Source organism: Streptomyces luteosporeus (assembly GCF_039532865.1).
In the GTDB taxonomy this organism is placed as follows: domain Bacteria; phylum Actinomycetota; class Actinomycetes; order Streptomycetales; family Streptomycetaceae; genus Streptomyces; species Streptomyces luteosporeus.
This window is the reverse complement of the sequence record NZ_BAAASL010000011.1, coordinates 131,541-157,379: the sequence shown is the minus strand read 5'-3', so window position 1 is coordinate 157,379 and position 25,839 is coordinate 131,541. Positions and strand designations below refer to the sequence as shown.

The following is a 25,839-nucleotide window of genomic DNA, read 5'->3' as shown; positions in this document are numbered from 1 at the left end:
GGTGACGTTGGACACGACGGGGATCGTGGGGGCGGCGTAGGTCACGCTGCCGGCCACGCGCCGGAAGTCCTCGAGAATGGCGTCCATGTGCAGCGAGTGAAATGCATGGCTGACCCGCAAACGCCTAGTCTTGCGGCCGTCCGCGGCGAACGCCGCGGCGAGGGCGAGGACGGCGTCCTCGTCGCCGGAGACGACCACGGACTGCGGGCCGTTGACGGCGGCGATGTCGACGCCCTCGGTGAGGGCGGCGAGGACCTCGGCCTCGGTGGCCTGCAGGGCGGCCATGGCGCCGCCGGCGGGCAGCGCCCGCATCAGCCGGGCCCGGGCGGCGACGAGGCGGCAGGCGTCCTCCAGGGACAGCACCCCGGCGACGTGGGCGGCCGCGATCTCGCCGATCGAGTGGCCGGCGACGAAGTCCGGGCGCAGCCCGGCGGACTCGGCGAGGCGGAAGAGGGCCACTTCGAGGGCGAACAGCGCCGGCTGGGTGTACCCGGTGTCGTCCAGCAGCGCCCCGGCGTCCGCACTGCCGTCGAACATCACCTCGCGCAGCGGTCGTTCCAGCTCGGGGTCGAAGTGCGCGGTCACCGCGTCGAGGGCCTCGGCGAAGACCGGCTGCCGGGCGTACAGCTGTCGTCCCGTGCCGGGGCGTTGCGAGCCCTGGCCGGAGAAGAGGAACGCCAGCTTCCCGCCGCGTGCGGCGGCCCGGCCCTGGACGACGTGGGGCGCGCCGCGCCCCTCGGCGAGCGCCTCGAGGCCCTGCAGCAGTTCGTCGCGGTCGCCGGTGACGACGGCCGCCCGGTGCTCGAAGGCCGAGCGGGTGGTGGCCAGCGACAGGGTGAGGTCGGCGGCGGTCAGCTCGGGGCGGGCGGCCGCGTGGGCGTACAGGCGGGCGGCCTGGGCGCGCAGGGCCTCCGGCGTGGCGGCCGACAGCGGTACGGGCACGGTCACCGGCTCGGCGGAGGCGGGCAGTGCGGGCTGCTCGGCGGGGTGTTCGCCGGTGCCGGGCTGTTCGATGATGACGTGGGCGTTGGTGCCGCTGGCGCCGAAGGCGGAGATGCCGGCCCGGCGCGGGCGGTCGGTCGCGGGCCACTCGGTGCGCTCGGTGAGCAGGCGCACGGCGCCGGCGCTCCAGTCGACGTGCTGCGAGGGCCGGTCGGCGTGCAGCGTACGGGGCAGGACGCCGTGCCGCATCGCCTGGATCATCTTGATGACGCCCGCGACGCCGGCGGCGGCCTGGGTGTGGCCGATGTTGGACTTCAGCGAGCCGAGCAGCAGGGGCCGTTCGGCGGGCCGGTCCTGGCCGTAGGTGGCCAGCAGGGCCTGCGCCTCGATGGGGTCGCCGAGCGTGGTGCCGGTGCCGTGCGCCTCGACGGCGTCCACGTCCGCCGGCTGCAGGCCGGCGGTGGCCAGGGCCCGGCGGATGACGCGGCGCTGGGAGGGCCCGTTGGGGGCGGTCAGGCCGTTGGAGGCGCCGTCCTGGTTGACGGCCGAGCCGCGCAGGACGGCGAGGACCTGGTGGCCGTTGCGGCGCGCGTCGGAGAGACGTTCGAGGACGAGCATGCCCACGCCCTCCGACCAGCCGGTGCCGTCGGCGGCGTCGGAGAACGCCTTGCAGCGGCCGTCCGGGGACAGGGCGCCCATCTCGCCGAACTCGACGAAGTTCACCGGCGTGGACATCACCGTCACACCGCCCGCGAGGGCGAGGGAGCACTCCCCCGCGCGCAGGGCCTGGGCGGCCAGGTGCAGTGCCACCAGTGAGGAGGAGCAGGCGGTGTCGACGCTGACCGAGGGGCCTTCGAGGCCGAAGGTGTAGGACAGGCGGCCGGAGAGGAGGCTGGCCGACTGGGCGGTCTGGGCGTGGCCGAGCTGGCCGGCCTCGGGCCGGTAGTCGCCGGTGCCGCCGCCGACGAAGACGCCGGTGTCGCCGCCGCGCAGGGCGGCCGGGTCGACGCCGGTGCGCTCCAGTGCCTCCCAGGCGGCCTCCAGGACCAGGCGCTGCTGCGGGTCCATGACCATGGCCTCGCGCGGGGAGATGCCGAAGAAGCCGGGGTCGAAGTCGGCGACGTCGTAGAGGAAGCCGCCCTCCCCGGTGACGCTGCGGCCGCGGCCGTCGCGGTCGCCGCTGCGCAGCCGTGCGAGGTCCCAGCCGCGGTCGGCGGGGAAGGCGCCGATGGCGTCGGTTCCGGCCGTCACCAGCTCCCACAGGTCCTCGGGCGAGCGGACGCCGCCCGGGTAGCGGCAGCTCATGCCGACGATGACGACGGGGTCGTCGGAGGTGGCCGCGGCGTGCGGGACGGGCGTGGCGTGCTCGGGGCCGGTGTCGCCGAGGAGTTCGGCCCGCAGGTGGGCGGCGAGGCCCTCGGCCGTGGGGTAGTCGAACACCAGGGTGGCCGGCAGGGTCAGGCCGGTGGCGGCGGCGAGCCGGTTGCGCAGGTCGACGGCGGTCAGCGAGTCGAAGCCGAGGTCGCGGAAGGCCAGGTGCGCGGGCACGGCGTGGGCGTCGGGGAAGCCGAGGACGGTGGCCGCCTCGGTGCGGACGATCTCCAGCAGGGCCTCGGCCTGCCCGGCGGCCGCGAGCGGCCGCAGGCGCTCGCGCAGGGCCGCGGCCGTGCCGGCCGTGGCCTCGCCGCCCTCCGGGGCGTCGGCGAGGGCCCGGTGGGCCTCGGGCAGTTCGGCGAACAGCCGGCTGGGGCGGGTACGGGTGAAGGCCGGTGCGAAGCGGTCCCACACGACGTCGGCCACCGTCACCGCCGCCTGGCCGGTGCCCAGGGACCGGGCGAGGGCGGCGAGCGCCCGTTCGGCCTCCAGCGGCGGCAGGCCGTTGGCCCGCAGGTGGGCGCTCAGGCCGTCGGGGGCGGTGTCCGCCCAGGCGGCCCACGCCACGCTCAGGGCGGGGGTGCCCGCGGCGCGGAGCTGCAGCGCGTGGGCGTCCAGCCAGGCGCCCGCGGCGGCGCCTGCGCCCTGGCCGCTGACGCCCCAGACGGCGGCGATGGAGGAGAACAGAACGTAGGCGTCCAGCGTGTGCTCCTCGCCCAGGGCCGCGGCCAGCGCGGCGTCCAGGGCCTCGACGTCCTCGCGCACGGCAACCGGGTCGTGTGCGGCGGTGTTCTCACCGGTATGCAGCACTGCGGTCAGCGGCAGGTCGACGGGGAGCGCCGCGAGGGCGGCGACGAGGGGTTCGCGGTCGGTGAGGGGGCAGGTCAGCAGGGTCAGTTCGGTGCCGAGCGCGGCGAGGTCCGTCCGCAGGGCGGCCACTTGCGCATCGGCGGGCGCGGTGGCGCCGGCCAGCAGGACGTGCCCGGCCCCGCCGCGGGCGAGCCAGCGGGCGACGTGGCCGGCGAAGCCGGTGACGTCGCCGGTGACGAGCACGGTGCCGGTGGGCTGCCAGGGCGCGGTCCGCGCGTCGGCGGCGGCGCGCACGAGTCGGCGGGCGAAGGTGCCGGAGGGGCGCAGTGCCACCTGGTCCTCGCCGGTGGTGCCGGCCAGGACCGCGCGGAGCCGGTCGGCGGTGCGCCGGTCCACGGTGGCGGGTACGTCGATCAGGCCGCCCCAGCGGTCGGGGTGTTCGAGGCCGGTGACGCGGCCCAGGCCCCAGACGGCGGCCTGGGCGGGGTCGGCGACCGGTTCGCCGCGGCCGGTGGAGACGCCGCCGCGGGTCAGGCACCACAGGGGCGCGTCGATGCCGGCGTCGGCCAGGGTGCGGACGGCGACGTCGGGGCGGGCCGGGCCGTCGAGGGTGCCGCCGGTGGCGAGCAGGGAGAGGACGCCGGTGAAGGCGCCGTGGTCCTCGGCGAGAGCCGTCAGGCGCTCGGCGAGGGCCGCCGTGTCGGCGGGGTCGGTCTCGACGAGCACGGCGCCGGTGCCGAGGGCGCCGGTGACGGCGGCCGTCCACGGGTCGCCGGCGGTGCCGGCGGGGACCAGGGCCAGCCAGGTGCCGGCCGGTGCGGCGGCGGGCGTGCCGGTCAGGGGCTTCCAGGTGACGGTGTAGCGCAGGTGGTCGGCGTCGGCCTGGGCGGTGCGCTTGCGGCGCCAGGCGGACAGGGCGGGTACGAGCGCCGACAGGGAGGTGTCGTCGAGGCCGAGGGCGTCGGCCAGGGCGGGGGTGTCCGCGCGCTCGACCGCGGCCCAGAAGTCCGCGTCGGCGGGGTCGGTGCCGGCGGTGGTGGCGGGGGCCTTCTCCGGCCAGTACCACTCGCGCTGGAAGGGGTAGGTGGGCAGGTCGGTGCGCCGCGCGCCCGTACCGGCGTACCAGGCGGCCCAGTCGACGCCGACACCGACGACGTGCAGGTGGGCGAGGGCGGTGAGCAGGGCGGTGTCCTCGTCGCGGTCCTTGCGCAGGGCGGGGACGGCGACCGGCTGCTGCTCGGGGTCGAGGGTGAGTTGGGCGAGGGCGGTGAGGGTACCGTCGGGGCCCAGTTCGAGGAAGGCGGTGGCGCCTTCGGCGGCGAGGGTGCGGATGCCGTCGGCGAAGCGGACGGTCTCGCGCACGTGCCGCACCCAGTAGTCGGGCGAGCAGACCAGGCCGGCGTCGGCGAGGCCGCCGGTGACGTTGGAGACGAGCGGGATCCGCGGGGCGGCGTACGTCAGCTGCTCGGCCACCTGCCGGAAGCCGTCGAGCATCGGTTCCATCAGCGCCGAGTGGAAGGCGTGACTGACCTTCAGGCGCCGGGACTTCAGCCCCTCGGCGGCCCGCAGGACGGCGGACTCCTCACCGGAGATCACCACGGAGGCGGGGCCGTTGACGGCGGCGAGGGACACTCCCTCGACGAGGCGGGCGGTCATCTCCTCCTCGGTCGCCTGGACGGCGACCATGGCACCGCCGGCGGGCAGCGCGTCCATCAGCCGCGCCCGGGCGGCGACCAGGGTGCAGGCGTCGTCGAGAGACAGCACACCGGCGACGTGGGCCGCGGCGATCTCACCGACCGAGTGGCCGGCCACGAAGCCGGGGGTGACGCCCCAGGACTCCACCAGCCGGAACAGGGCCACTTCGAGGGCGAACAGGGCGGGCTGGGTGAAGCCCGTCTCGTCGAGGCCTTCGATCTCGCCGTTCATCACCTGCCGCAGGGGCCGGGTCAGTTCGGGGTCGAGGTGGGCCGTGACCTCGTCCAGGGCCGCGGCGAAGACCGGGTGCCGCTCGTACAGCTCCCGGCCCGCGCCGGCGCGCTGCGCGCCCTGGCCGGAGAAGAGCACCGCCGGTCCGCCGGGGATCTCCCGGGCGATGCCGCGGGCGAGTTCGGTGGTCCGCTCGCCGTCGGCGAGCAGGACGGCGCGGTGGGCGAAGGCCGCCCGGCCCGTGGCCAGGGAGTGGCCCACGTCCAGCGGGGACGCGCCGGTCAGCGCGGTGACGCGCTCGGTCTGGGCGGCCAGCGCGGCCTCGGTCTTCGCGGAGAGGACCCACGGCACGGCGGCCGGTGCGGGGCGGGAGGCGTCCGGTGCCCCGGGCGCATCGGGGGCCTGTTCGACGATGACGTGGGCGTTGGTGCCGCTCACGCCGAACGCGGAGACGCCGGCCCGGCGCGGGCGGTCGGTCGCCGGCCAGGACCGCTCCTCGGTGACGAGCGCGACGGCGCCCGCCGACCAGTCGACGTGCGAGGAGGGGGTCTCGGCGTGCAGGGTGCGCGGCACGACGCCCCGGCGCATGGCCAGGATCATCTTGATGACGCCGGCGACGCCGGCGGCGGCCTGCGTGTGGCCGAGGTTGGACTTCACCGCGCCGAGCAGCAGCGGCCGTCCGGCCTCGCGGTCCTGCCCGTAGGCGGCCATCAGGGCGTGGGCCTCGATGGGGTCGCCCAGGGTGGTGCCGGTGCCGTGCGCCTCGACGGCGTCGACGTCGGCGGGCCGCAGGCCGCCGTCGGCCAGGGCCTGGCGGATGACGCGCTGCTGGGCGCGCCCGTTGGGCGCGGTCAGGCCATTGGAGGCGCCGTCCTGGTTGACGGCCGAGCCGCGGATCACCGCGAGGACCTCGTGGCCGTTGCGGCGCGCGTCCGACAGGCGCTCCAGGACGAGCACGCCCACGCCCTCCGACCAGCTGGTGCCGTCGGCGGTGTCCGAGAAGGCCTTGCAGCGGCCGTCGGGGGCCAGGCCGCCCTGCGCGGTGAACTCGGCGAAGGCGTCCGGGCTGGACATGACGGACACGCCGCCGGCGAGCGCGAGCGAGCACTCGCCGGAGCGCAGGGAGGCGGCCGCCATGTGCAGGGCCACCAGGGACGAGGAGCAGGCGGTGTCGACGGTCACCGCGGGGCCCTCCAGGCCCAGGGTGTACGACAGGCGGCCCGACATGACGCTGGCGGTGGTGCCGGTGGCGACGTGGCCGCGCACGTCGGCGGTGCCGGTGCGCAGCACGGTGGCGTAGTCCTGGCCGTTGGTGCCGACGAAGACGCCGGTGCGGGAGCCGCGCAGCGAGGTGGGGTCGATGCCGGCGCGTTCGAAGACCTCCCACGTGGTCTCCAGCAGCAGGCGCTGCTGCGGGTCCATCGCCAGGGCCTCGCGCGGCGAGATGCCGAAGAAGGTGGCGTCGAAGAGGCCGACGCCGTCGAGGAAGCCGCCTTCGAGGGTGGCCGATCCGCCACGGGCGAGGTGCTCCAGGTCCCAGCCGCGGTCGGCGGGGAAGGCGCCGATGGCGTCCTCGCCGCGGGCGAGCAGCTGCCAGAGGTCCTCGGGGGAGGCGATGCCGCCGGGGAAGCGGCAGCTCATGCCGACCACGACGACGGGGTCGTCGGCGGTGCCGGTCGCGGCGGCCGGGGCGGGCGCGGCCGTCTCGGGCAGCGTGCCGAGCAGTTCGGCGAGCAGGAAGCCGGCGAGGGCGAGGGGGGTCGGGTAGTCGTAGACGAGGGTCGCCGGCAGGCGCAGGCCGGTGGTGGCGGTGAGGCTGTTGCGCAGTTCGACGATGGTCAGGGAGTCGAAGCCGAGGTCGGTGAAGGGCTGGTCGGCGCCGACACTCTCGCCGCCGGAGTGGCCGAGGACGGCGGCGACGTGGCCGCGCAGCAGGTCCAGGACGAAGCGGGGCCGGGCGGACTCGGCGAGGCCGGCGAGCTGCGCGCGCAGCGCCCCGGCCGCGTCGCCGGACTGCGGGGCGTGCGCGGTGGCGGCCTGCGGTGCGGCGGGCCGGCGCAGCTCGGGCAGGTCGGCGACGAGGGGGTTCGGGCGGGAGCGGGCGAAGACGGCGGCGTACCGCTCCCAGTCGACGTCCGCGACGGTCAGGGCGGTGTCGTCGTGTTCGAGGGCGTGGCGCAGTGCGGTCAGGGCGGTGGCGGGGGCCATGGGGGTGAAGCCGCCGCGCCGCACGCGGGTGTCGACCCCGGCCGCCCCGGCCATGCCGGCCTCGGCCCAGGGGCCCCACGCGAGCGCGGTGGCGGGCAGGCCGAGGGCGCGGCGGTGGGCGGCGAAGGCGTCGAGGAAGGCGTTGGCGGCGGCGTAGTTGCCCTGGCCGGGAGCGCCGAGGGTGCCGGCGGTGGAGGAGAACAGGACGAACGCGGCCAGGTCGTGGCCCTGCGTCAGCTCGTGCAGGACGCGCGTGGCGGTGACCTTGGCACGCAGGACGGCCGCGAACTGCTGCGGCGTCAGGGCGTCGACGACGCCGTCGTCGACGGTGCCGGCGGTGTGGAAGACGGCGGTGAGCGGGCGGTCCTCGGGCACGGCGGCCAGGACGGCGGCCAGCGCGTCGCGGTCGGCGACGTCGCAGGCGGCGAAGGTGGCCTCGGTGCCCAGTGCGGCCAGTTCGGCGCGCAGTTCGCCGGCCCCGGGGGCGTCGGGGCCGCTGCGGCTGACGAGCAGCAGGTGCTCGGCGCCGTGCTCGGCGAGCCAGCGGGCGACGTGGCCGCCCAGGGCGCCGGTGCCGCCGGTGACGAGCACGGTGCCGGTGGGCGTGTACGGGCGGGCCGGGCGCGCCGGTACGGGGTGGTGGGCCAGGCGCCGGGCGTAGACGGCGGTGCCGCGGAGCGCCAGCTGGTTCTCCTCCCCCGCCGCGGCCAGGACGGCGGTGAAGCGGCGCAGGGTGGCGTCGTCGGGGTCGGCGGGCAGGTCGACGAGCCCGCCGAAGCGCTCGGGGTGTTCGAGGCCGACGACGCGGCCCAGCCCCCAGACGGCGGCCTGGAGCGGCGAGGCGCCGGCCTCGGCGCGCCCGACGGACACGGCGGCGCGGGTGGCGCACCACAGCGGCGCGTCGATCCCGGCATCGCCGAGGGCCTGGACGGCGGCAAGGGTGAGCAGCAGCCCGCAGGGCACGTCGGCGGCGGTCGGGCCCGCAACCGGGCTCGTGGTCTCGTCCAGGGCCAGCAGGGACAGTACGCCGCTGATGCCGGCCGGCACCTCGCGCAGGTGGGCGGCGAGCTGCTCGCGGTCGTGGGCGGCGACCTCGATGCGGACCGTTTCGGCGCCCAGGGCGCCGGCGACCGTCTCCGACCAGGCCCGGTCGGGGCCGGTGAGGCCGGCGGGGGTGAGCACCAGCCAGGTGCCGGCCGGGGTCGCGGAGGGCAGGCCCGTCAGCGGCTTCCACGTGATGCGGTAGCGCCAGTCGGCCGCGGCGGTCTCCGTGCGGCGCCGGCGGCGCCAGGAGGACAGGGCGGGCACGACGGTGGTGAGCGTGGCGTCGTCGAGGTCCAGGGAGGCGCCCAGGGCGGGCAGGTCCCGGCGTTCGACGGCGGACCAGAACTCGGCGTCGGCGGCGTCGGCCGGGGCCTGGGCCGCCGGGGCGCCGGCCGGGGTCTCGGGCCAGTAGCGGCGGCGCTGGAAGGGGTAGGTGGGCAGTTCGACGCGGCGGGTGCCGGTGCCGGCGAAGACGGCCGCCCAGTCGGGGCGTACGCCGCCGTGGACGTACAGCCGGGCCAGGGCCGCCATGGCGGCCTGCGCCTCGTCCTGGTCGCGGCGCTGGACGGGGACGGCGACGACGGGCGCCGCCTCCTCGCCGGCGCTCTCGCCGACGGTGCCCGTCAGCACGGCGTCGGGGCCGAGTTCGAGGAAGGTGGTCACGCCGTGGTCGGCGAGGTGGCGTACGGCGTCGGCGAAGCGCACGGTGGCGCGGACCTGGCGGGTCCAGTAGGCGGGGGTGGTGAGTTCGCCGGGGCCGGCGAGGGTGCCGGTGACGGTGGAGACGATGGGGACGACGGGCTCGCGGTAGGCGACGCCGGCGGCGACGCGGGCGAAGTCGTCGAGCATGGCGTCCATGCGGGGCGAGTGGAAGGCGTGGCTGACCGTCAGGCGCCGGGTGCGCCGGCCCTGGTCGGCGAAGTGCGCGGCGACGGCGAGGACGGTGTCCTCGTCGCCGGCGAGCACGACGGAGCCGGGGGCGTTGACGGCGGCGATGCCGGCTTCCTCCCGGCGGCCCTCCAGCAGGGGCAGGACCTCCTCCTCGGTCGCCTGGACGGCGACCATGGCCCCGCCGCGCGGCAGGGCGGCCATGAGGCGGCCGCGGGCGGCGACGAGGGTGCAGGCGTCCTCCAGGGAGAGCACGCCGGCGACGTGGGCAGCGGCGTACTCGCCGATGGAGTGCCCGGCGAGGTAGTCGGGCTTCAGGCCCCACGATTCGGCGAGCCGGTAGAGGGCCACTTCGTGGGCGAAGAGGGCGGGCTGGGTGTGGGCGGTGTCGTCCAGCAGCTCCCCGCCCTCGGCCATCACCTCGCGCAGGGGGAGGTCGAGGGCGAGGTCGAAGCGGGCGAGGACGGCGTCGAGGGCCTCGGCGTAGACGGGGTACTGCTCGTAGAGCTCCCGGCCCATGCCCGGGCGCTGGCTGCCCTGGCCGGTGAAGAGGAAGGCCAGGCGGCCACCGGCGGGGCGGCCGGTGAGCAGGGCGGCGTCGGGGGTGCCGGTGTGCAGGGCCGCCAGCGCCCGTACGAGGGTGTCGTGGTCGGCGGTGACGACGGCGGCGCGGTGGTCGAGGGCCGCGCGGGTGGTGGCCAGGGAGCGGGCCAGGTCGGCGGGCGGCAGGTCGGGGTGCCGGCGTACCAGGTCCAGCAGTCGGGCCGCCTGCTCGCGCAGGGCGTCGTCGGTGCGGGCGGACAGGACGAGCGGTACGGCGGCGGGCGGCTGCCCGGTGGTCCCGGCGGCCGCGGTCTCCTCGGCGTCGGCCGGGAGTTCGAGGACGGTGTGGACGTTGGTGCCGCTCAGGCCGAAGGAGGACACGCCGGCGCGGCGCGGGCGGCCGGTCTCGGGCCAGGGCTGTTCCTCGGTCAGCAGCCGGATGGCGCCGGAGGCCCAGTCGACGTGGCTGGAGGGCCGGTCGACGTGCAGGGTGCGCGGGACGGTGCCGTGGCGCATGGCCATGACCATCTTGATGACGCTGGCGACGCCGGAGGCCATCTGGGTGTGGCCGATGTTGGACTTCACGGAGCCGAGCAGCAGGGGCTGTTCGGCGGGCCGGTCCTGGCCGTAGGTGGCGAGCAGGGCCTGCGCCTCGATGGGGTCGCCGAGCTTCGTGCCGGTGCCGTGGCCGTCGACGACGTCCACGTCGGCGGCGGTGACGCCCGCGTTGGCCAGGGCCTGGCGGATGACGCGCTGCTGGGAGGGGCCGTTGGGGGCGGTGAGCCCGTTGGAGGCGCCGTCCTGATTGACGGCGGAGCCGCGGACGACGGCGAGGATCTGGTGGCCGTTGCGGCGGGCGTCGGACAGGCGCTCCAGCAGGACCAGGCCGACGCCTTCGGCCAGGCTCATGCCGTCGGCGGCCTCGGCGTACGCCTTGCAGCGTCCGTCGGCGGCCATGGCGCGCTGGCGGCTGAAGCCGACGAAGGCGCTGGGGGTGGCCATGACGGACACGCCGCCGGCGAGGGCGAGGGCGGATTCGCCGTTGCGCAGCGACTGGCAGGCCAGGTGCAGGGCGACCAGGGAGGAGGAGCAGGCGGTGTCGAGGGTGACGGCGGGGCCTTCGAAGCCGAAGGTGTAGGACAGCCGGCCGGACAGGACGCTGGAGATGGTGCCGGTGATCAGGTGGCCCTCGTTGCCCTCGGGGGTGGCGGGGCCGGTGGAGTAGTCCTGGTAGCTGGCGCCGATGAAGGTGCCGGTGCGGGAGCCGCGCAGGGTGGCGGGGTCGATGCCGGCGCGTTCCATCGCCTCCCAGGCGGTCTCCAGCAGCAGGCGCTGCTGGGGGTCCATGGCGAGGGCCTCGCGCGGGGAGATGCCGAAGAAGGCGGCGTCGAAGTCGGCGACGTCGTGCAGGAAGCCGCCGCGGGTGGAGTAGGTGCGGCCGGGGGCGTCCGGGTCGGGGTCGTACAGGCCCTCGGTGTCCCAGCCGCGGTCGGCGGGGAACTCGCCGATGGCGTCGCCGCCTGCGGCGACGAGGTCCCACAGCTGCTCGGGGGAGCCGATGCCGCCGGGGTAGCGGCAGCTCATGCCGACGATGACGATGGGGTCGTCGTCGGCCGCGGCGCCGGTGTGGGCGGTGGGGGCGTCGTTGTCGGTGCCGGCGACGAGCTCGCGCAGGTAGGCGACGAGGGCGAGCGGGTTGGGGTAGTCGAAGACCATGGTGCTCGGCAGGGCGAGCCCGGTGACGTTCGACAGGCGGTTGCGCAGGTCGACGGCGGTCAGCGAGTCGAAGCCGACTTCGCGGAAGGCGCGCTGCCCGGCGAGGACGTCGGGCGAGGCGTGGCCCAGGACGGCGGCGGCCTCGCCGCGGACGAGGTCGAGCAGGACGCGTTCCTGCTCGACGGCGGGCAGGGCGGCGAGACGGGCGGCGAACTCGCTGTCGGAGCCGGTGCCCGCGGCGTTCTCCTGCTCCAGGCGGGCGACGTCGGGGACGTCCTCGAAGAGGCGGGTGGGGCGGCCGGAGGTGAAGACGGGGTGGTAGCGCTCCCAGTCGACGTCGGCGACCGACAGCACCGCCTCCTGGTCGTCGAGGGCCTGGCGCAGGCCGGTCAGGGCGGCCTGCGGGTCCATGAAGACCAGGCCGCTGCGGCGGATGGCGCCGGGGTCGACGCGGCCGAGCTTGAGGTCGTCCGCCCAGATGCCCCAGGAGATCGAGGTGGCGCGGGCGCCGCGGGCGCGGCGGTGCTCGGCAAGCGCGTTGAGGTAGGCGTTGCCGGCGACGTAGGCGGCGTGGCGGCCGCTGCCCCACATGCCGGCGGTGGAGGAGTAGAGGACGAAGGCGTCGAGCTCGTCCTCGTCCAGGAGTTCGTCGAGGAGTTCGTCGAGGTGGCGGGCGCCGGTGACCTTGGCGCCCATGACCTTGGCGAAGGCCTCCAGGCTCGTCTCCTCCAGGGTGGCGAGCTCGATGACGGCGGCGGTGTGCACGACGGTGCGCACGGTGTGCCCGTCGGCCTTCAGACCGGTCAGCAGGGCGGCGAGGGCGTCGCGGTCGGTCAGGTCGCAGGCGGCGTGGACGGCGGTGCAGCCGAGCTCGGCGAGTTCGGTGACGAGGTCGCCTGCGCCGGGGGCGTCGGCGCCGCGGCGGCTGACGAGCACGATGTGCTGCGCACCCTGCCGGGCGAGCCAGCGGGCCAGGTGCGGGGCGAGGGTGCCGGTGCCGCCGGTGATGAGCGTGGTGCCGCGCGGGGTCCAGGTGCCGGCGGAGCCGGTGCGGGCGGCCGCGGCGCGCACGATGCGGCGGGCGAGGACGCCGGAGGGGCGCACGGCGAGCTGGTCCTCGCCGGTGCCGCCGGTCAGGACGGCGGCCAGGCGTTCGCCGGCCCGGCGGTCGAGGTGTTCGGGCAGGTCGACGACGCCGCCGACACGCTGGGGGTGTTCGAGGGCGGCGGTCCAGGTCAGGCCGTGGAGCTGGGCCTGGCCGGGGCGGGTGGGCCGGTCGGCGCGCCCGGTGGCCACCGCGCCGCGGGTCAGGGCCCACAGGGGTGCGTCGGTGCCGGTGTCGCCGAGTGCCTGGATCAGGGCGACGCTCAGGGCGAGGCCGCGGGTCAGGGCCGGGTGGCTCGCGCAGGTGCTCTCGTCGTCGGCGAGGAGGGAGACCACGCCCGCGGGGGCGTCGGCGAGGTCGAGGGCCGCCAGGCGCTCGGCGAGGACGGCTCGGTCCAGGCAGGCGTCGTCGAGGACGAGCGGGTGGACGTGGGCGCCGTGGGCGGTCAGGGCCTCGGTGACGTCACCGGCGACGGTGCCACCGGTGGCGTCGGTGGTGACGAGCAGCCAGGTGCCGGTCAGGGTGGCGGCGGGCAGGCCGGTCAGGGGCTTCCAGGTGGCGCGGTAGCGCCAGGAGTCGACGGCGGACTCCTCGCGGCGGCGCTTGCGCCACTGCGCCAGGGCGGGCAGGACGGGGGCCAGGGCGGCGCCGTCGAGGTGCAGCCGCGAGGCGAGGGCGTCGACGTCCTCGTCCTCGACGGCGGCCCAGAAGTCGCCGTCGGCCGCCTCGCCGTCGGTGGTGGCGCTGCGCTGCGCGGGGACGGCCCACAGGTGTTCGCGCTGGAAGGGGTAGGTGGGCAGCGCGACGGGGCGGGCGCCGGTGCCGTCGAGGAGGTGGGCGAGGCCGGTGCGCACGCCGCGGACGAAGGCTTCGGCGAGGGAGGCGAGGAAGCGGTCGGTGCCGTCCTGTTCGCGGCGCAGGGTGCCGAGGGCGGCGACGGGAGTGCCGGCGGTCTCGGCGGTCTCCTGGACGGCCATGGTGAGCACGGGGTGGGAGCTGACCTCGACGAACGCCCGGTGCCCGGTGGCGAGCAGGGTGCGTACGGCCGGTTCGAACTCCACCGTCTGCCGCAGGTTGCGGTACCAGTAGGCGGCGTCCAGCAGGGTGTCGCCGTCGAGGAGTTCGCCGGTGACGGTGGACAGGAAGGGCACCTGGGCCGGGCGCGGGTCGAGTGGGGCGAGGTCGGCGAGGAGCTCGTCGTGCAGCAGCTCTACCTGGGCGGAGTGGGAGCCGTAGTCGACGGGGATGCGCTTGGCGCGCACGTCCTGGGCGACGAGCGCGGCCTGCAGGGCGTCCAGCGGTGCCACGGGCCCGGAGACGACGACGGAGCGGGGGCCGTTGACGGCGGCGACGGCCAGGCCCTCGCCGTGGGCGGCCAGGCGCTCGCGCACCTCGTCGACGGGCAGGGGGACGGAGAGCATGCCGCCGGATCCGGCCAGGACGCGGCCGATGGCCCGGCTGCGCAGGGCCACGACGCGGGCACCGTCCTGCAGGGACAGCGCGCCGGCGACGACGGCCGCGGCGATCTCGCCCTGGGAGTGGCCGACGACGGCGTCGGGGGTGACACCGTGGGCGCGCCACAGGGCGGCGAGGGAGACCATGACGGCCCAGGAGGCGGGCTGGACGACGTCGACGCGCTCCAGGCCGGGCGCCCCCTCGGTCTGCCGCAGGACGTCGGTCAGGGACCAGTCGGTGTACGGGGCGAGGGCGGCGGCGCACTCGGCGATGCGCTCGGCGAAGACGGGCGACTCGGCGAGCAGCCGGGCGCCCATGCCGGCCCACTGGGAGCCCTGGCCGGGGAAGACGAAGGCGGTCTTGCCGTTGATGTCGGCGGTGCCCTGGACGAGGCCGGGCGCGGAGCGGCCCTCGGCGAGGGCCGCCAGGCCCTCGGGCTGCGGCTCGTCGCCGCTGACGAGGACGACGGCGCGGTGGTCGAAGAGGGTGCGGGCGGTGATCAGGGTGTGGGCGACGTCCAGGGCGCGGACGTCGCCGGCGGTGCGCAGGTGGTCGGCCAGGTCCGCGGCCCGGGCCCGCAGGGCGCCGGGCGTACGGGCGGAGAGCACCCACGGCACGGTGGCCGGGGGCGCCGCGGCGGGGGCCGGGGCCGGCTCGGTGCTGGGGGCCTCCTCCAGGACGGCGTGGGCGTTGGTGCCGCTGATGCCGAAGGAGGAGACGGCGCAGCGGCGGGGCCGCTCGCCGGGGGCCCAGTCGGTGTCCTCGTGCAGCAGGGCGACGGTGCCGGGGCTCCAGTCGACGTGCGAGGAGGGGGTGGTGGCGTGGAGGGTGCGCGGCAGGGTGCCGTGGCGCAGGGCCATGACCATCTTGATGACGCCGGCGACGCCGGCGGCCGACTGGGTGTGGCCGATGTTGGACTTCACGGAGCCGAGCAGCAGGGGCCGCCCGGGGTCGCGGTCCTTGCCGTAGGTGGCGTGCAGGGCCTGGGCCTCGATGGGGTCGCCGAGGGCGGTGCCGGTGCCGTGGGCCTCGACGGCGTCGACGTCGCCCGGCTGCAGGCCGGCGTTGGCGAGGGCCTGGCGGATGACGCGCTGCTGGGCGGGGCCGTTGGGGGCGGTCAGGCCGTTGGAGGCGCCGTCCTGGTTGATGGCGGAGCCGCGGACGACGGCGAGGATCTGGTGGCCGTTGCGGCGGGCGTCGGAAAGGCGTTCGAGGACGAGGATGCCGACGCCCTCGGCGAGGGTCATGCCGTCGGCGCCGTCGGAGAAGGCCTTGCAGCGGCCGTCGCCGGCCAGGGCGCGCTGCTTGCTGAAGGCGATGAAGGGCGCGGGGGTGGTCATGACGGTGGCGCCGCCGGCGAGGGCCAGGGCGGATTCGCCGTTGCGCAGGGACTGGCAGGCCAGGTGCAGGGCGACCAGGGAGGAGGAGCAGGCGGTGTCGACGGTGACGGCCGGGCCCTGGAGGCCGAAGAGGTAGGCCAGGCGGCCGGACAGGACGCTGGGGCTGGTGCCGGTGACGGCGTGGCCGGCGGCGGTGCCGTCGTCGAGGCCGAGTCCGTACTCCTGGTAGGTGGAGCCGATGAAGGTGCCCGTCGCGCTGCCGTGGACGGTGGCCGGGTCGATGCCGGCCTGTTCGAACGCCTCCCAGGTGGTCTCCAGCAGCAGGCGCTGCTGGGGGTCCATGGACAGGGCCTCGCGCGGGGAGATGCCGAAGAAGCCGGCGTCGAACTCGCCCGCGTCGTGCAGGAATCCGCCCTGGGTGGAGTAGCTGGTGCCGGGGTGGTCGGGGTCGGGGTGGTAGAGGCCCTCGGTGTCCCAGCCGCGGCTCGTGGGGAATTCGGTGATGGCGTCGGTGCCGTCGGCGACCATCTGCCAGAACTGCTCGGCGGAGCGCACGCCGCCGGGGAAGCGGCAGCTCATGCCGACGATGGCGATGGGCTCGTCGAAGCCGCCCGCCGCGGCCGCGGCGGGCGCGGCGGGGCCGTCGGCGGCGCCGAGGAGTTCGGCGCGCAGGAAGCGGGCCAGGGCGACGGGGGTGGGGTGGTCGAAGACCATGGTGGCGGGCAGCGCCAGGCCGGTGAGGTCGGCCAGGCGACCCCGCAGCTCGACGGCGGTCAGCGAGTCGAAGCCGGCCTCGCGGAAGGCCCGCCGCTCGGCGACGCCCTCGGCGGAGGCGTGGCCGAGGACGACGGCGGCCTCGGCGCGCACGAGGTCGGTCAGCAGGCGCTCCTGCTCGGCGTCGTCCAGGCCGCGCAGCCGCCCGGCGAACTCCGGTGCGGCGCCGCTGCCGGCGTCCCGGCCGGCGGCGAGGGCGGCCACGTCGGGGAGTTCGTCGAAGAAGGCGGTGGGACGTACGGAGGTGAAGACGGGGTGGTAGCGCTCCCAGTCGACGTCGGCGACGGTGACCGTCACGTCCTGCTGGACGACGGCGCGGCGCAGTTCGGCCAGGGCGTTGGCGGGGGCCAGGAAGCGCAGGCCGCTCGCCTGGAGCCGGTCGGCGACGGCCTCGTGGGTGGCCATGCCGGCCTCGGCCCAGGGGCCCCAGGCCAGCGAGGTGGCGGCCAGGCCGCGGGCGCGGCGGTGCTCGGCCAGGGCGTCGAGGTAGGCGTTGGCGGCGCCGTAGGCACTCTGCCCGGCGCTGCCCCATACACCGGCGATGGAGGAGAACAGGACGAAGAAGTCCAGGTCGCGCTCGCCCAGGAGGGCGTCGAGGTGGGCGGCGCCGAGCAGTTTGGCGCTCATGGTGGCGGCCGCCTCGGCCGGGGTGGTGGCGGCCAGCGGCGTGGCCTGGCCGACGCCGGCTGCGTGGACGACGCCGGTGAGATCGTCGATGCCGGCCAGCAGGGCGGCCAGGGCCTCGCGGTCGGCGGCGTCGCAGGCGGCGAGAGTGACGCGGGCGCCGAGGGCTTCGAGTTCGGTGACGAGGTCGGCGGCGCCGGGGGCGTCGGGGCCGCGCCGGCCGGTGAGGACGATGTGGGCGGCGCCGCTGCGGGCGAGCCAGCGGGCCACGTCGGCGCCGAGGGCGCCGGTGCCGCCGGTGATCAGGACGGTGCCGGAGGCGGTGAAGGCGCCGGCCGGGGGCAGGTCGGCGAGCGGGTGGCGCACCAGGCGGCGGGCGAGGGCGCCGCCCGGGCGCAGGGCGAGCTGGTCCTCGCCGCCGTCGGCGGCGAGTGCGCTCGCGAGTTGCTGGGTGGCGGGGGCGGTGAGGGTCTGCGGGAGGTCGATCAGTCCGCCGCGGCGGTGCGGGGATTCGAGGGCGGCCACCCGGCCCAGGCCCCAGGCGGCGGCCTGCAGCGGGGCGGTGAGCGGGTCGGCGGGGCCGGTGGTGACGGCGCCGCGGGTCAGCGTCCACAGGGGGGCGGTGATGCCCGCGTCGTCGAGGGCCTGGTGCAGCAGGATGCTGGCGGACAGCCCGGTGGGCAGGGCGCTGCCGGGCTCGTGGCCGGGCCGGTCGGCGAGCGGCAGCAGGGAGACGACGCCGGCGGCGTGCGGGAACGGTGCGAGCCGTTCGGCGAGTGCGGTGCGGTCGGTGCCGTCGGCGAGGAGCTGTTCGAACCGGGCGCCGTGGCCGCGCAGGGCGTCGAGGATCTCCTCGGTCTCCTCGGCGAGGTCCTCGGTGGTGACGAGGAGCCAGGTGCCCTCCAGGACGGGGGCGGCGGTGGCGCGGACGGGCTGCCAGCGCACCCGGTAGCGGGTGGAGTCCAGCAGGGCCTTCTCCTGTCGCTGCTGGCGCCAGGAGGACAGGGCCGGCAGCAGGGCGTAGAGGGAGGCGTGCTGTTCGTCGCGCAGGCCGAGCAGGCCGGCGAGCTCGGCGGCGTCGCCGCGGTCGACCGCGCCCCACAGGGCGGCGTCGGCCGGGTCGGCGGCGGGCGCGGCGGCGTGGCCGGGGGCGGTGTCGGGCCAGTAGCGCTCGTGCTGGAACGGGTACGTCGGAAGGAGGGGGGCCAGGTCGGTGGTACGGGCGCCGGTGGGCGCGAAGTAGGCGGCCCAGTCCACGGGCGTGCCGCGCACGTGCAGGCGGGCCAGGGCGGTGGCCACGGCCTGTTCCTCGTCGCGGTCGGTGCGCAGCAGCGGTACGAGGCCGGTGCCGGGCTCGTCGGCCAGGGTGTCCTGGGCGAGGGCGGTGAGGGTGCCGTCGGGGCCGAGTTCGGCGAAGGCGGCCGCGGTGGCGCGGGCGGTGCGCACGGCGTCGGCGAAGCGGACGGTGCCGCGGGCGTGGGCGACCCAGTACGCGGCGGTGCGCAGGTCGTCCCCGGTGGCGGTGCGGCCGGTGAGGGTGGAGACGACGGGGATGGTGCAGGGCCCGTAGGCGAGGGTCTCGGCGACGCGGCGGAACTCCTCGAGCATGGGGTCCATGAGCGGGGAGTGGAAGGCGTGGCTGACGCGCAGGCGGCGGGTCTTGCGGCCCTGTGCGGCGAAGGCGGCGGCGATCTCCTCGGTGGCGGTCTCCTCGCCGGCGATGACGACGGCGGTGGGGCCGTTGACGGCGGCGAGGGAGACCTCGTGCTCACGGCCGGCGAGGAGGGGGGCGACCTCGTCCTCGGTGGCCTGCAGGGAGATCATGGCGCCGCCGGAGGGCAGGGCCTGCATCAAGCGGGCGCGTGCGGCGACGAGTCGGGCGGCGTCGGGCAGGGAGAGCACGCCGGCGACGTGGGCGGCGGCGATCTCGCCGACGGAGTGGCCGAGCAGGACGGCCGGGCGCAGGCCCCAGGAGGCCAGCAGCCGGTGGAGGGCGACTTCGAGGGCGAAGAGGGCGGGCTGGGTGATGCCGGTGTGCTGCAGCAGCTCGGCCTCGGGGCTGCTGCCGTCGGCGAACAGTACCTCCTTCAGCGGCCGGCCGAGCAGCGGGTCGAGGGCGGCGGTGACCTCGTCGAGGGCCTCGGCGAAGACGGGGAAGCGCGCGTACAGTTCGCGGCCGGCGCCGGGGCGCTGGGAGCCCTGGCCGGCGAACATCAGGGCGAGCCCGGTGCCGGGGCCGCTCTCGCCCTCCACCAGTGCGGCGTCGGGCCGGTCGGTGGCGAGGGCGGTCAGGGCGCGCAGCAGTTCGTCGCGGTCGCCGACGACGACGGCGCGCTGGTCGAAGGCCGAGCGGGTGGTGGCCAGGGCGAGGCCGGCGTCGGTCGCGTCGAGCGCGGGGTGGGCGGCGGCGAAGGCGTGCAGGCGTGCGGCCTGGTCGCGCAGGGCGGAGCGGCTCTTGGCGGAGAGGACCCACGGCACGACGGCGGGCCGGGCGGTGGCCGCGGCGGCCGGCTCGGCGGTGGCCGGGGGTTCTTCGAGGATGAGGTGGGCGTTGGTGCCGGAGATGCCGAAGGAGGACACGCCGGCGCGCCGCGGGCGGCCGGCACGCGGCCAGGGGGTCTCCTCGGTGAGCAGGCGGACGGCCCCGGCCTCCCAGTCGACGTGCTGGGAGGGCCGGCCGGCGTGCAGGGTGGGCGGCAGGGCCTCGTGCTGCATCGCCATGACCATCTTGATGACGCCGGCAACGCCGGCGGCGGCCTGGGTGTGGCCGATGTTGGACTTCACGGAGCCCAGCAGCAGGGGCCGGTCGGCTGGCCGGTCCTGGCCGTAGGTGGCGAGCAGGGCCTGGGCCTCGATCGGGTCGCCCAGCGTCGTGCCCGTGCCGTGGCCCTCGACGGCGTCGACGTCGGCCGTGGACAGACCGGCGCCGGCCAGGGCCTGGCGGATCACCCGCTGCTGGGACGGGCCGTTGGGGGCGGTGAGCCCGTTGGACGCGCCGTCCTGGTTGACGGCCGAGCCGCGCACCACGGCCAGCACGCGGTGACCGTTGCGGCGGGCATCGGAGAGCCGCTCGAGGACGAGCATGCCCACGCCCTCGCCCCAGCCGACGCCGTCGGCGGAGTCGGAGAACGCCTTGCACCGGCCGTCCGGGGACAGGCCGCGCTGGCGGGAGAACTCGATCAGGGAGGTCGGGGTCGACATCACCGTCACGCCGCCGGCGAGGGCCAGCGTGCACTCCCCCGACCGCAGGGCGTGCATCGCCCAGTGCAGGGCGACCAGCGAGGAGGAGCAGGCGGTGTCGACGGTGACGGCCGGGCCCTCCAGGCCCAGGGTGTAGGCGACGCGGCCGGAGGCGATGCTGGGCGAGGTGCCGCTGCCCTGGTGGCCCTCGAAGCGGCCGCCGGTGAGGGTGGCCGCGTAGTCGTTGTACATCACGCCGGCGAACACGCCGGTCTGGCTGCCGCGCAGGGACACCGGGTCGATGCCGGCGCGCTCGATCGCCTCCCAGGACGCCTCCAGCAGCAGGCGCTGCTGGGCGTCGGTGGCCAGGGCCTCGCGCGGGCTCATGCCGAAGAAGGCGGGGTCGAACTCGGCGGCGTCGTGCAGGAATCCGCCGAAGCGGGTGTAGGTGGTGCCCAGGTGGTCGGGGTCGGGGTGGTAGAGGTTCTCCAGGTCCCAGCCGCGGTCGGCGGGCAGGCCGGTGATGGCGTCGGTGCCCTCGGCCACCAGGCGCCACAGGTCCTCCGGGGAGGCGACGCCGCCGGGGTAGCGGCAGCTCATGCCGACGATGACGACGGGGTCCCGGTCGTCGGCGGCGGCGCGCGGGGCGGGGGCCGGGCCGTCGGCCTCGGCGCCCGTGAGTTCGCCGAGGAGGTGGGTGGCCAGGGCGGTGACGTTGGGGTGGTCGAAGACGAGGGTGGCCGGGGTGCGCAGGCCGGTGACGGTGCCGATGCGGTTGCGCATCTCGACGGCGGTCAGCGAGTCGAAGCCCAGGTCCTGGAAGGGGCGGGCCGGGTCGATCTCGGTGGGGTCGGTGTGGCCGAGGACGGCGGCGACCTGGGCGCGGACGAGGTCGGTCACGAAGCGCAGGCGCTCGGGCGCCTCCAGGCGGGCCAGGCGCTGGGCGAGGCCCACGGCGGTCTCGGTGCCGGAGACGGCGGTGCGGCGCACCGGCGTGCGGATCAGGCCGCGCAGCAGCGGGGGCACCTCGCCCTGCAGGCGCAGGACGGACAGGTCCAGGCGCACGGGCAGCAGGACGGGGGTGCGGGCGGCGAGGGCGGCGTCGAAGAGGGCGAGGCCCTGCTCCTCGGTGAGGGCGGGCGTGCCCCGGCGGGCCAGGCGCTCCAGCGCGTCGTCGCCCATGGCGCCGGTCATGCCGGCGCCGGCGGGTGCCCAGGGGCCCCAGCCGAGGGAGAGGGCGGGCAGGCCGGCGGCGTGCCGGTGGGCGGCGAGGGCGTCGAGGAAGGCGTTGGCGGCGGCGTAGTTGCCCTGGCCGGGGGCGCCGACGGTGCCGGAGAAGGAGGACAGGACGACGAAGGCGGCGAGGCCGGCCTCGCGGGTGGCCTCGTGCAGGTGCCAGACGGCGTCGGCCTTGGGCCGCAGGACGGCGGCGAGCCGGTCGGGGGTCAGGGCCTCCACGACGCCGTCGTCGAGGACGCCGGCGGCGTGCACGACGGCGGTGAGCGGGTGGGCTGCGGGCACGGCGGCCAGGAGGCGGTCGACGGCGGCGCGGTCGGCGAGGTCGCAGGCTGCGATGGTGACGTGGGCGCCGAGCGGGGCGAGTTCGGTGACGAGGGCGTCGGCTCCGGGCGCGTCGGTGCCCCTGCGGCCGGCCAGCAGCAGGTGGCGTACGCCGTGCTCGGCGACCAGGTGCCGGGCCAGGGCGCTGCCGAGCTGGCCGGTGCCGCCGGTGAGCAGGACGGTGCCGTCGGGGTTCCAGGCGGGGGCGTCGGTGGGGAGCGGGGCGGTGGCGCGGGCCAGGCGTGCGGCGAGCAGGGTGGTGCCGCGGACGGCGGTCTGGGGCTCGTCGGTGGTCAGCGCCGCCGCGGGCGGGGGCGTGGTGGGGTCGGCGGGGTCGAGGTCCAGCAGCCGGAAGCGGCCGGGGTGTTCGCTCTGTGCGGAGCGCACCAGGCCCCATGCGGCGGCGGCCGCGGGGTCGGTCGGGGCACGGCCGCCGGCGGTGACCGCGCCGCGGGTGACGAACACGAGCCGGGCGTCGGCGGGGCGTTCCCGGCCGAGCCAGGCCTGCAGGTGGGCGAGGGCCCCGGTGGCCAGGGTGCGGGCCGAAGCTGCGGCGTCGTCGCCGTCCCCGGCGAGCGGTACGAGGACGAGGTCGGGGGTGTCGCCGTCGAGGGTGGCGAGGGTGGGTGCCCCGAGGGTGGCGGCGAGGCCGAGGGGGTCGGGGCCGAGGACGGCGACGTCGGCGGGCCGGGTACGGGTGGCGCTCTCGCGCGCGGGGGTCCAGCGCAGTTCGAACAGCGCGTCGCGCACGAGCGGGTCGCCGGCGGTCGCGGTGCCGGGCAGGGCGCGCAGCACGAGGGTGCCGACGGAGGCGACGGGGGCGCCGGTGGTGTCGGCGACGGCCAGGGTGACCGCGTCGTCGCCGGTGCGGGTGAGGGCGATGCGGACGGTGGTGGCGCCGGTGGCGTGGAGGGAGACGTCCTGCCAGGCAAAGGGCACGCCGGCGACGCCCAGCAGGGCGCAGGAGTGCAGGGCGGCGTCGAGGAGGGCGGGGTGGATGCCGAAGGCGCAGGCGTCGGCGCCGGCCTCCTGCGGTAGGGTCACCTCGGCGAGGAGGGTGTCCTCGCCGGTGCGCCAGGCGCCGCGCAGGCCCCGGAAGAGGGGGCCGTAGGCGTATCCGGCGGTGGCGAGGCGCTCGTAGAAGCCGTCGAGGTCCAGGGCCTCGGCGCCGGCGGGCGGCCAGGCGGTGGGGTCGGCGGTGGCGCCGGGGGCGGCGCGGTGCTCGCCGGGGGCGAGGGTGCCGGTGGCGTGCTGGGTCCAGGGCAGTTCCTCGTCGCCCTCGGGGCGGGAGTGCAGGCTCACTTCGCGGCGGCCGGTGCCGTCGGGGCTGCCGACCCACACCTGCACCTGGACGCCGCCCTGCTCGGGCAGGACGAGGGGGGCGGCGAGGGTGAGGTCCTCGATGCGCTCGCAGCCGGCCTCGTCGCCGGCGCGCACGGCCAGTTCGACGAAGGCGGTGCCGGGCAGCAGGACGGTGCCGTCGACGGTGTGCTCGGCGAGCCAGGGATGGGTGCGGCGGGAGAGGCGGCCGGTGAGCAGCAGGCCGTCGGAGTTGGCGATGGACACGGCCGCGGCCAGCAGCGGGTGGCCGGCCGCACCGAGCCCGGCGGCGCGCACGTCGCCGCCGTGGGTGAGGCCCTTGGGCCAGTAGTGGCGTCGCTGGAAGGGGTACGTGGGCAGGGCGGCCGGGTCGCAGGGGCGCACGCCGGTGCCGGCGAAGTACGGCTGCCACTGCACGGGCACGCCGCGCACGTACAGCTGGGCCAAGGCGGCGGTGGCGCTGTCCGCCTCGGGGCGGCCGGCGCGCAGCAGGGGGACGGCAGCGACATCGGCGGCGTCGGCGGCGTCCTCCAGGCAGGTGCGCGTCAGGGCGCTGAGGACGGCGTCCGGGCCGAGTTCGAGGAAGGTGGTGGTGCCGTGGCCGGCGAGCCAGGCGAGGGCGTCGGCGAAGCGGACGGCGTGGCGGGCGTGGTCGGCCCAGTAGCCGGCGGAGGTGAGCTGTTCGACGGTGGCGAGGGTGCCGGTGAGGGTCGAGACGAGGGGGATGGCCGGGGCCTGGGCGTCGAGGCCGGCGACGACGGCGCGGAACTCCTCCAGCACGGGGTCCATGAGGGAGGAGTGGAAGGCGTGGGAGACCTGCAGCCGGCCGGTGCGGCGGCCGTCGGCCGCGAAGCGGGCGGCGAGCGCCACGACGGCGTCCTCGGCGCCGGAGATCACGACCGCCGTGGGGCCGTTGACGGCCGCGAGGGAGACGTCCTCGGTCAGGTGCGGCAGGATTTCGGCCTCGGTCGCCTCGACGGCGACCATCGCGCCGCCGGCGGGCAGCGCCTGCATCAGCCGGGCGCGGGCGAGGACGAGGGTGGCGGCGTCGGCGAGGGAGAACACGCCGGCGGCGTGGGCGGCGGCGATCTCGCCGACGGAGTGGCCGGCGAGGTGGTCGGGCTTGACGCCCCAGGAGGTCACGAGGCGGAACAGCGCCACTTCGAGGGCGAAGAGGGCGGGTTGGGCGTATCCGGTCTGCTGCAGCAGGGCCGCCTCGGGCGCGTCCTCGTCGGCGAAGAGCACGTCCTTGAGCGGCGTGTCGAGGCCGGGGTCGAGGTGGGCTGCGGCCTCGTCGAAGGCCTGGGCGAAGACGGGGAAGCGGGCGTAGAGCTCGCGGCCGGCGGCGGCGCGCTGGGAGCCCTGGCCGGCGAAGAGCAGGGCCAGCCTGGTGCGGCCGGCGGCGCTGCCGTGGACGTACGCGCCGGGCTCGCCGGCGGCCAGGGCGCGCAGCGCCGCGGTGGCCTCGGTGCCACTGGCGGCGGTGATCACGGCGCGGTGTTCGAGGCCGGAGCGGGTGGTGGCCAGGGCGTGGGCGATGCCGGCGGCATCGGCCGGGTGGGCGTCGAGGTGGTCGGCCAGGCGTGCGGCCTGGGCGCGCAGGGCCTCGCGGGTGCGGCCGGACAGCGGCCAGGGCAGGACGCCGGCGGGCACCGCCGCGCCGGGCTCGTCCTCGGCGGGGGCGGGCGGGGCCTCCTCGATGATGGTGTGGGCGTTGGTGCCGCTCAGGCCGAAGGAGGACACGCCGGCCCGGCGGGGCCGTTCGCCCTGCGCCCAGGGCTGCTCCTCGGTGAGCAGGCGCACTGCTCCGGAGGACCAGTCGACGTGGGTGGAGGGGGCGTCGACGTGCAGGGTGCGCGGCAGCACTTGGTGCTGCAGGGCGAGCACCATCTTGATGACGCCGGCCATGCCGGCGGCGGCCTGGGTGTGGCTGATGTTGGACTTGACCGAGCCGAGCAGCAGCGGCCGGTCCTCGGCGCGGCCCCGGCCGTAGGTGGCCAGCAGGGCCTGGGCCTCGACGGGGTCGCCGAGGGTGGTGCCGGTGCCGTGGGCCTCGACGACGTCGATCTCGTCGGCGGACAGGCGGGCGTTGACCAGGGCCTGTTCGATGACGCGCTGCTGGGAGGGGCCGTTGGGGGCGGTCAGGCCGTTGGAGGCGCCGTCCTGGTTGACGGCGGAGCCGCGGACGACGGCGAGGATCCGGTGGCCGTTGCGCCGGGCGTCGGACAGCCGCTCCAGGACGAGCACGCCCACGCCCTCCGACCAGCCGGTGCCGGCGGCGGAGTCGGCGAAGGAGCGGCAGCGCCCGTCGGCGGCGAGCCCGCCCTGGCGGGCGAACTCGATGAAGGTGGTGGGGCTGGACATCACCGTCACGCCCGCCGCCAGCGCCAGCGAGCACTCGCCCTGGCGCAGCGCGTGGGCGGCCAGGTGCAGGGCCACCAGCGAGGAGGAGCAGGCGGTGTCGACGGTGACGGCGGGGCCGACGGCGCCGTAGAAGTAGGACAGGCGGCCGGAGAGGATGCTGGTCGCGTTGCCGGTCAGGGTGAAGCCCTGGACGTCGTCGTCGGGGCCGATGCGGTAGTCCTGCGGCATGGCGCCGACGAAGACGCCGGTCCTGCTGCCGCGCACGCCGGCCGGATCGATGCCGGCCCGCTCGAACGCCTCCCAGGAGGTCTCCAGCAGCACGCGCTGCTGGGGGTCCATGGCCAGGGCCTCGCGGGGGGAGATGCCGAAGAAGGCGGCGTCGAAGCGGGCGGCGTCGTGCAGGAATCCGCCGGCGAACTCCTCGCCGTCGGTGAGCTGTTCCCAGCCGCGGTCGGCGGGGAATCCCGTGATGCCGTCCCGGCCTTCGCGAAGCAGGGTCCAGAGCTCCTCGGGGCTGCCCACACCGCCGGGGAAGCGGCAGCTCATGCCCACGATCGCGATGGGCTCGCGGGCGGCCGCCTCCAGTTCGCTCACCTTCTGCCGCGAGCGCTTGAGGTCGGCGCTGGCCCGCTTGAGGTAGTCCCGGAGCTTCTGTTCCTTGTCCAT

1 protein-coding gene (cut by a window edge) is annotated in these 25,839 nt (G+C 76.8%); it reads right to left on the bottom strand.

Features of this window, described 5'->3' with window-relative positions:
* A protein-coding gene (locus tag ABD361_RS16830; RefSeq protein WP_344436130.1) for a type I polyketide synthase crosses the window boundary here: on the bottom strand, positions 1-25,839 show its 5' portion. 2,535 nt of this gene lie to the left of the window's left edge; 25,839 of the gene's 28,374 nt are visible here — the first part of the coding sequence; its start codon is at positions 25,837-25,839; the stop codon falls past the left edge of the window.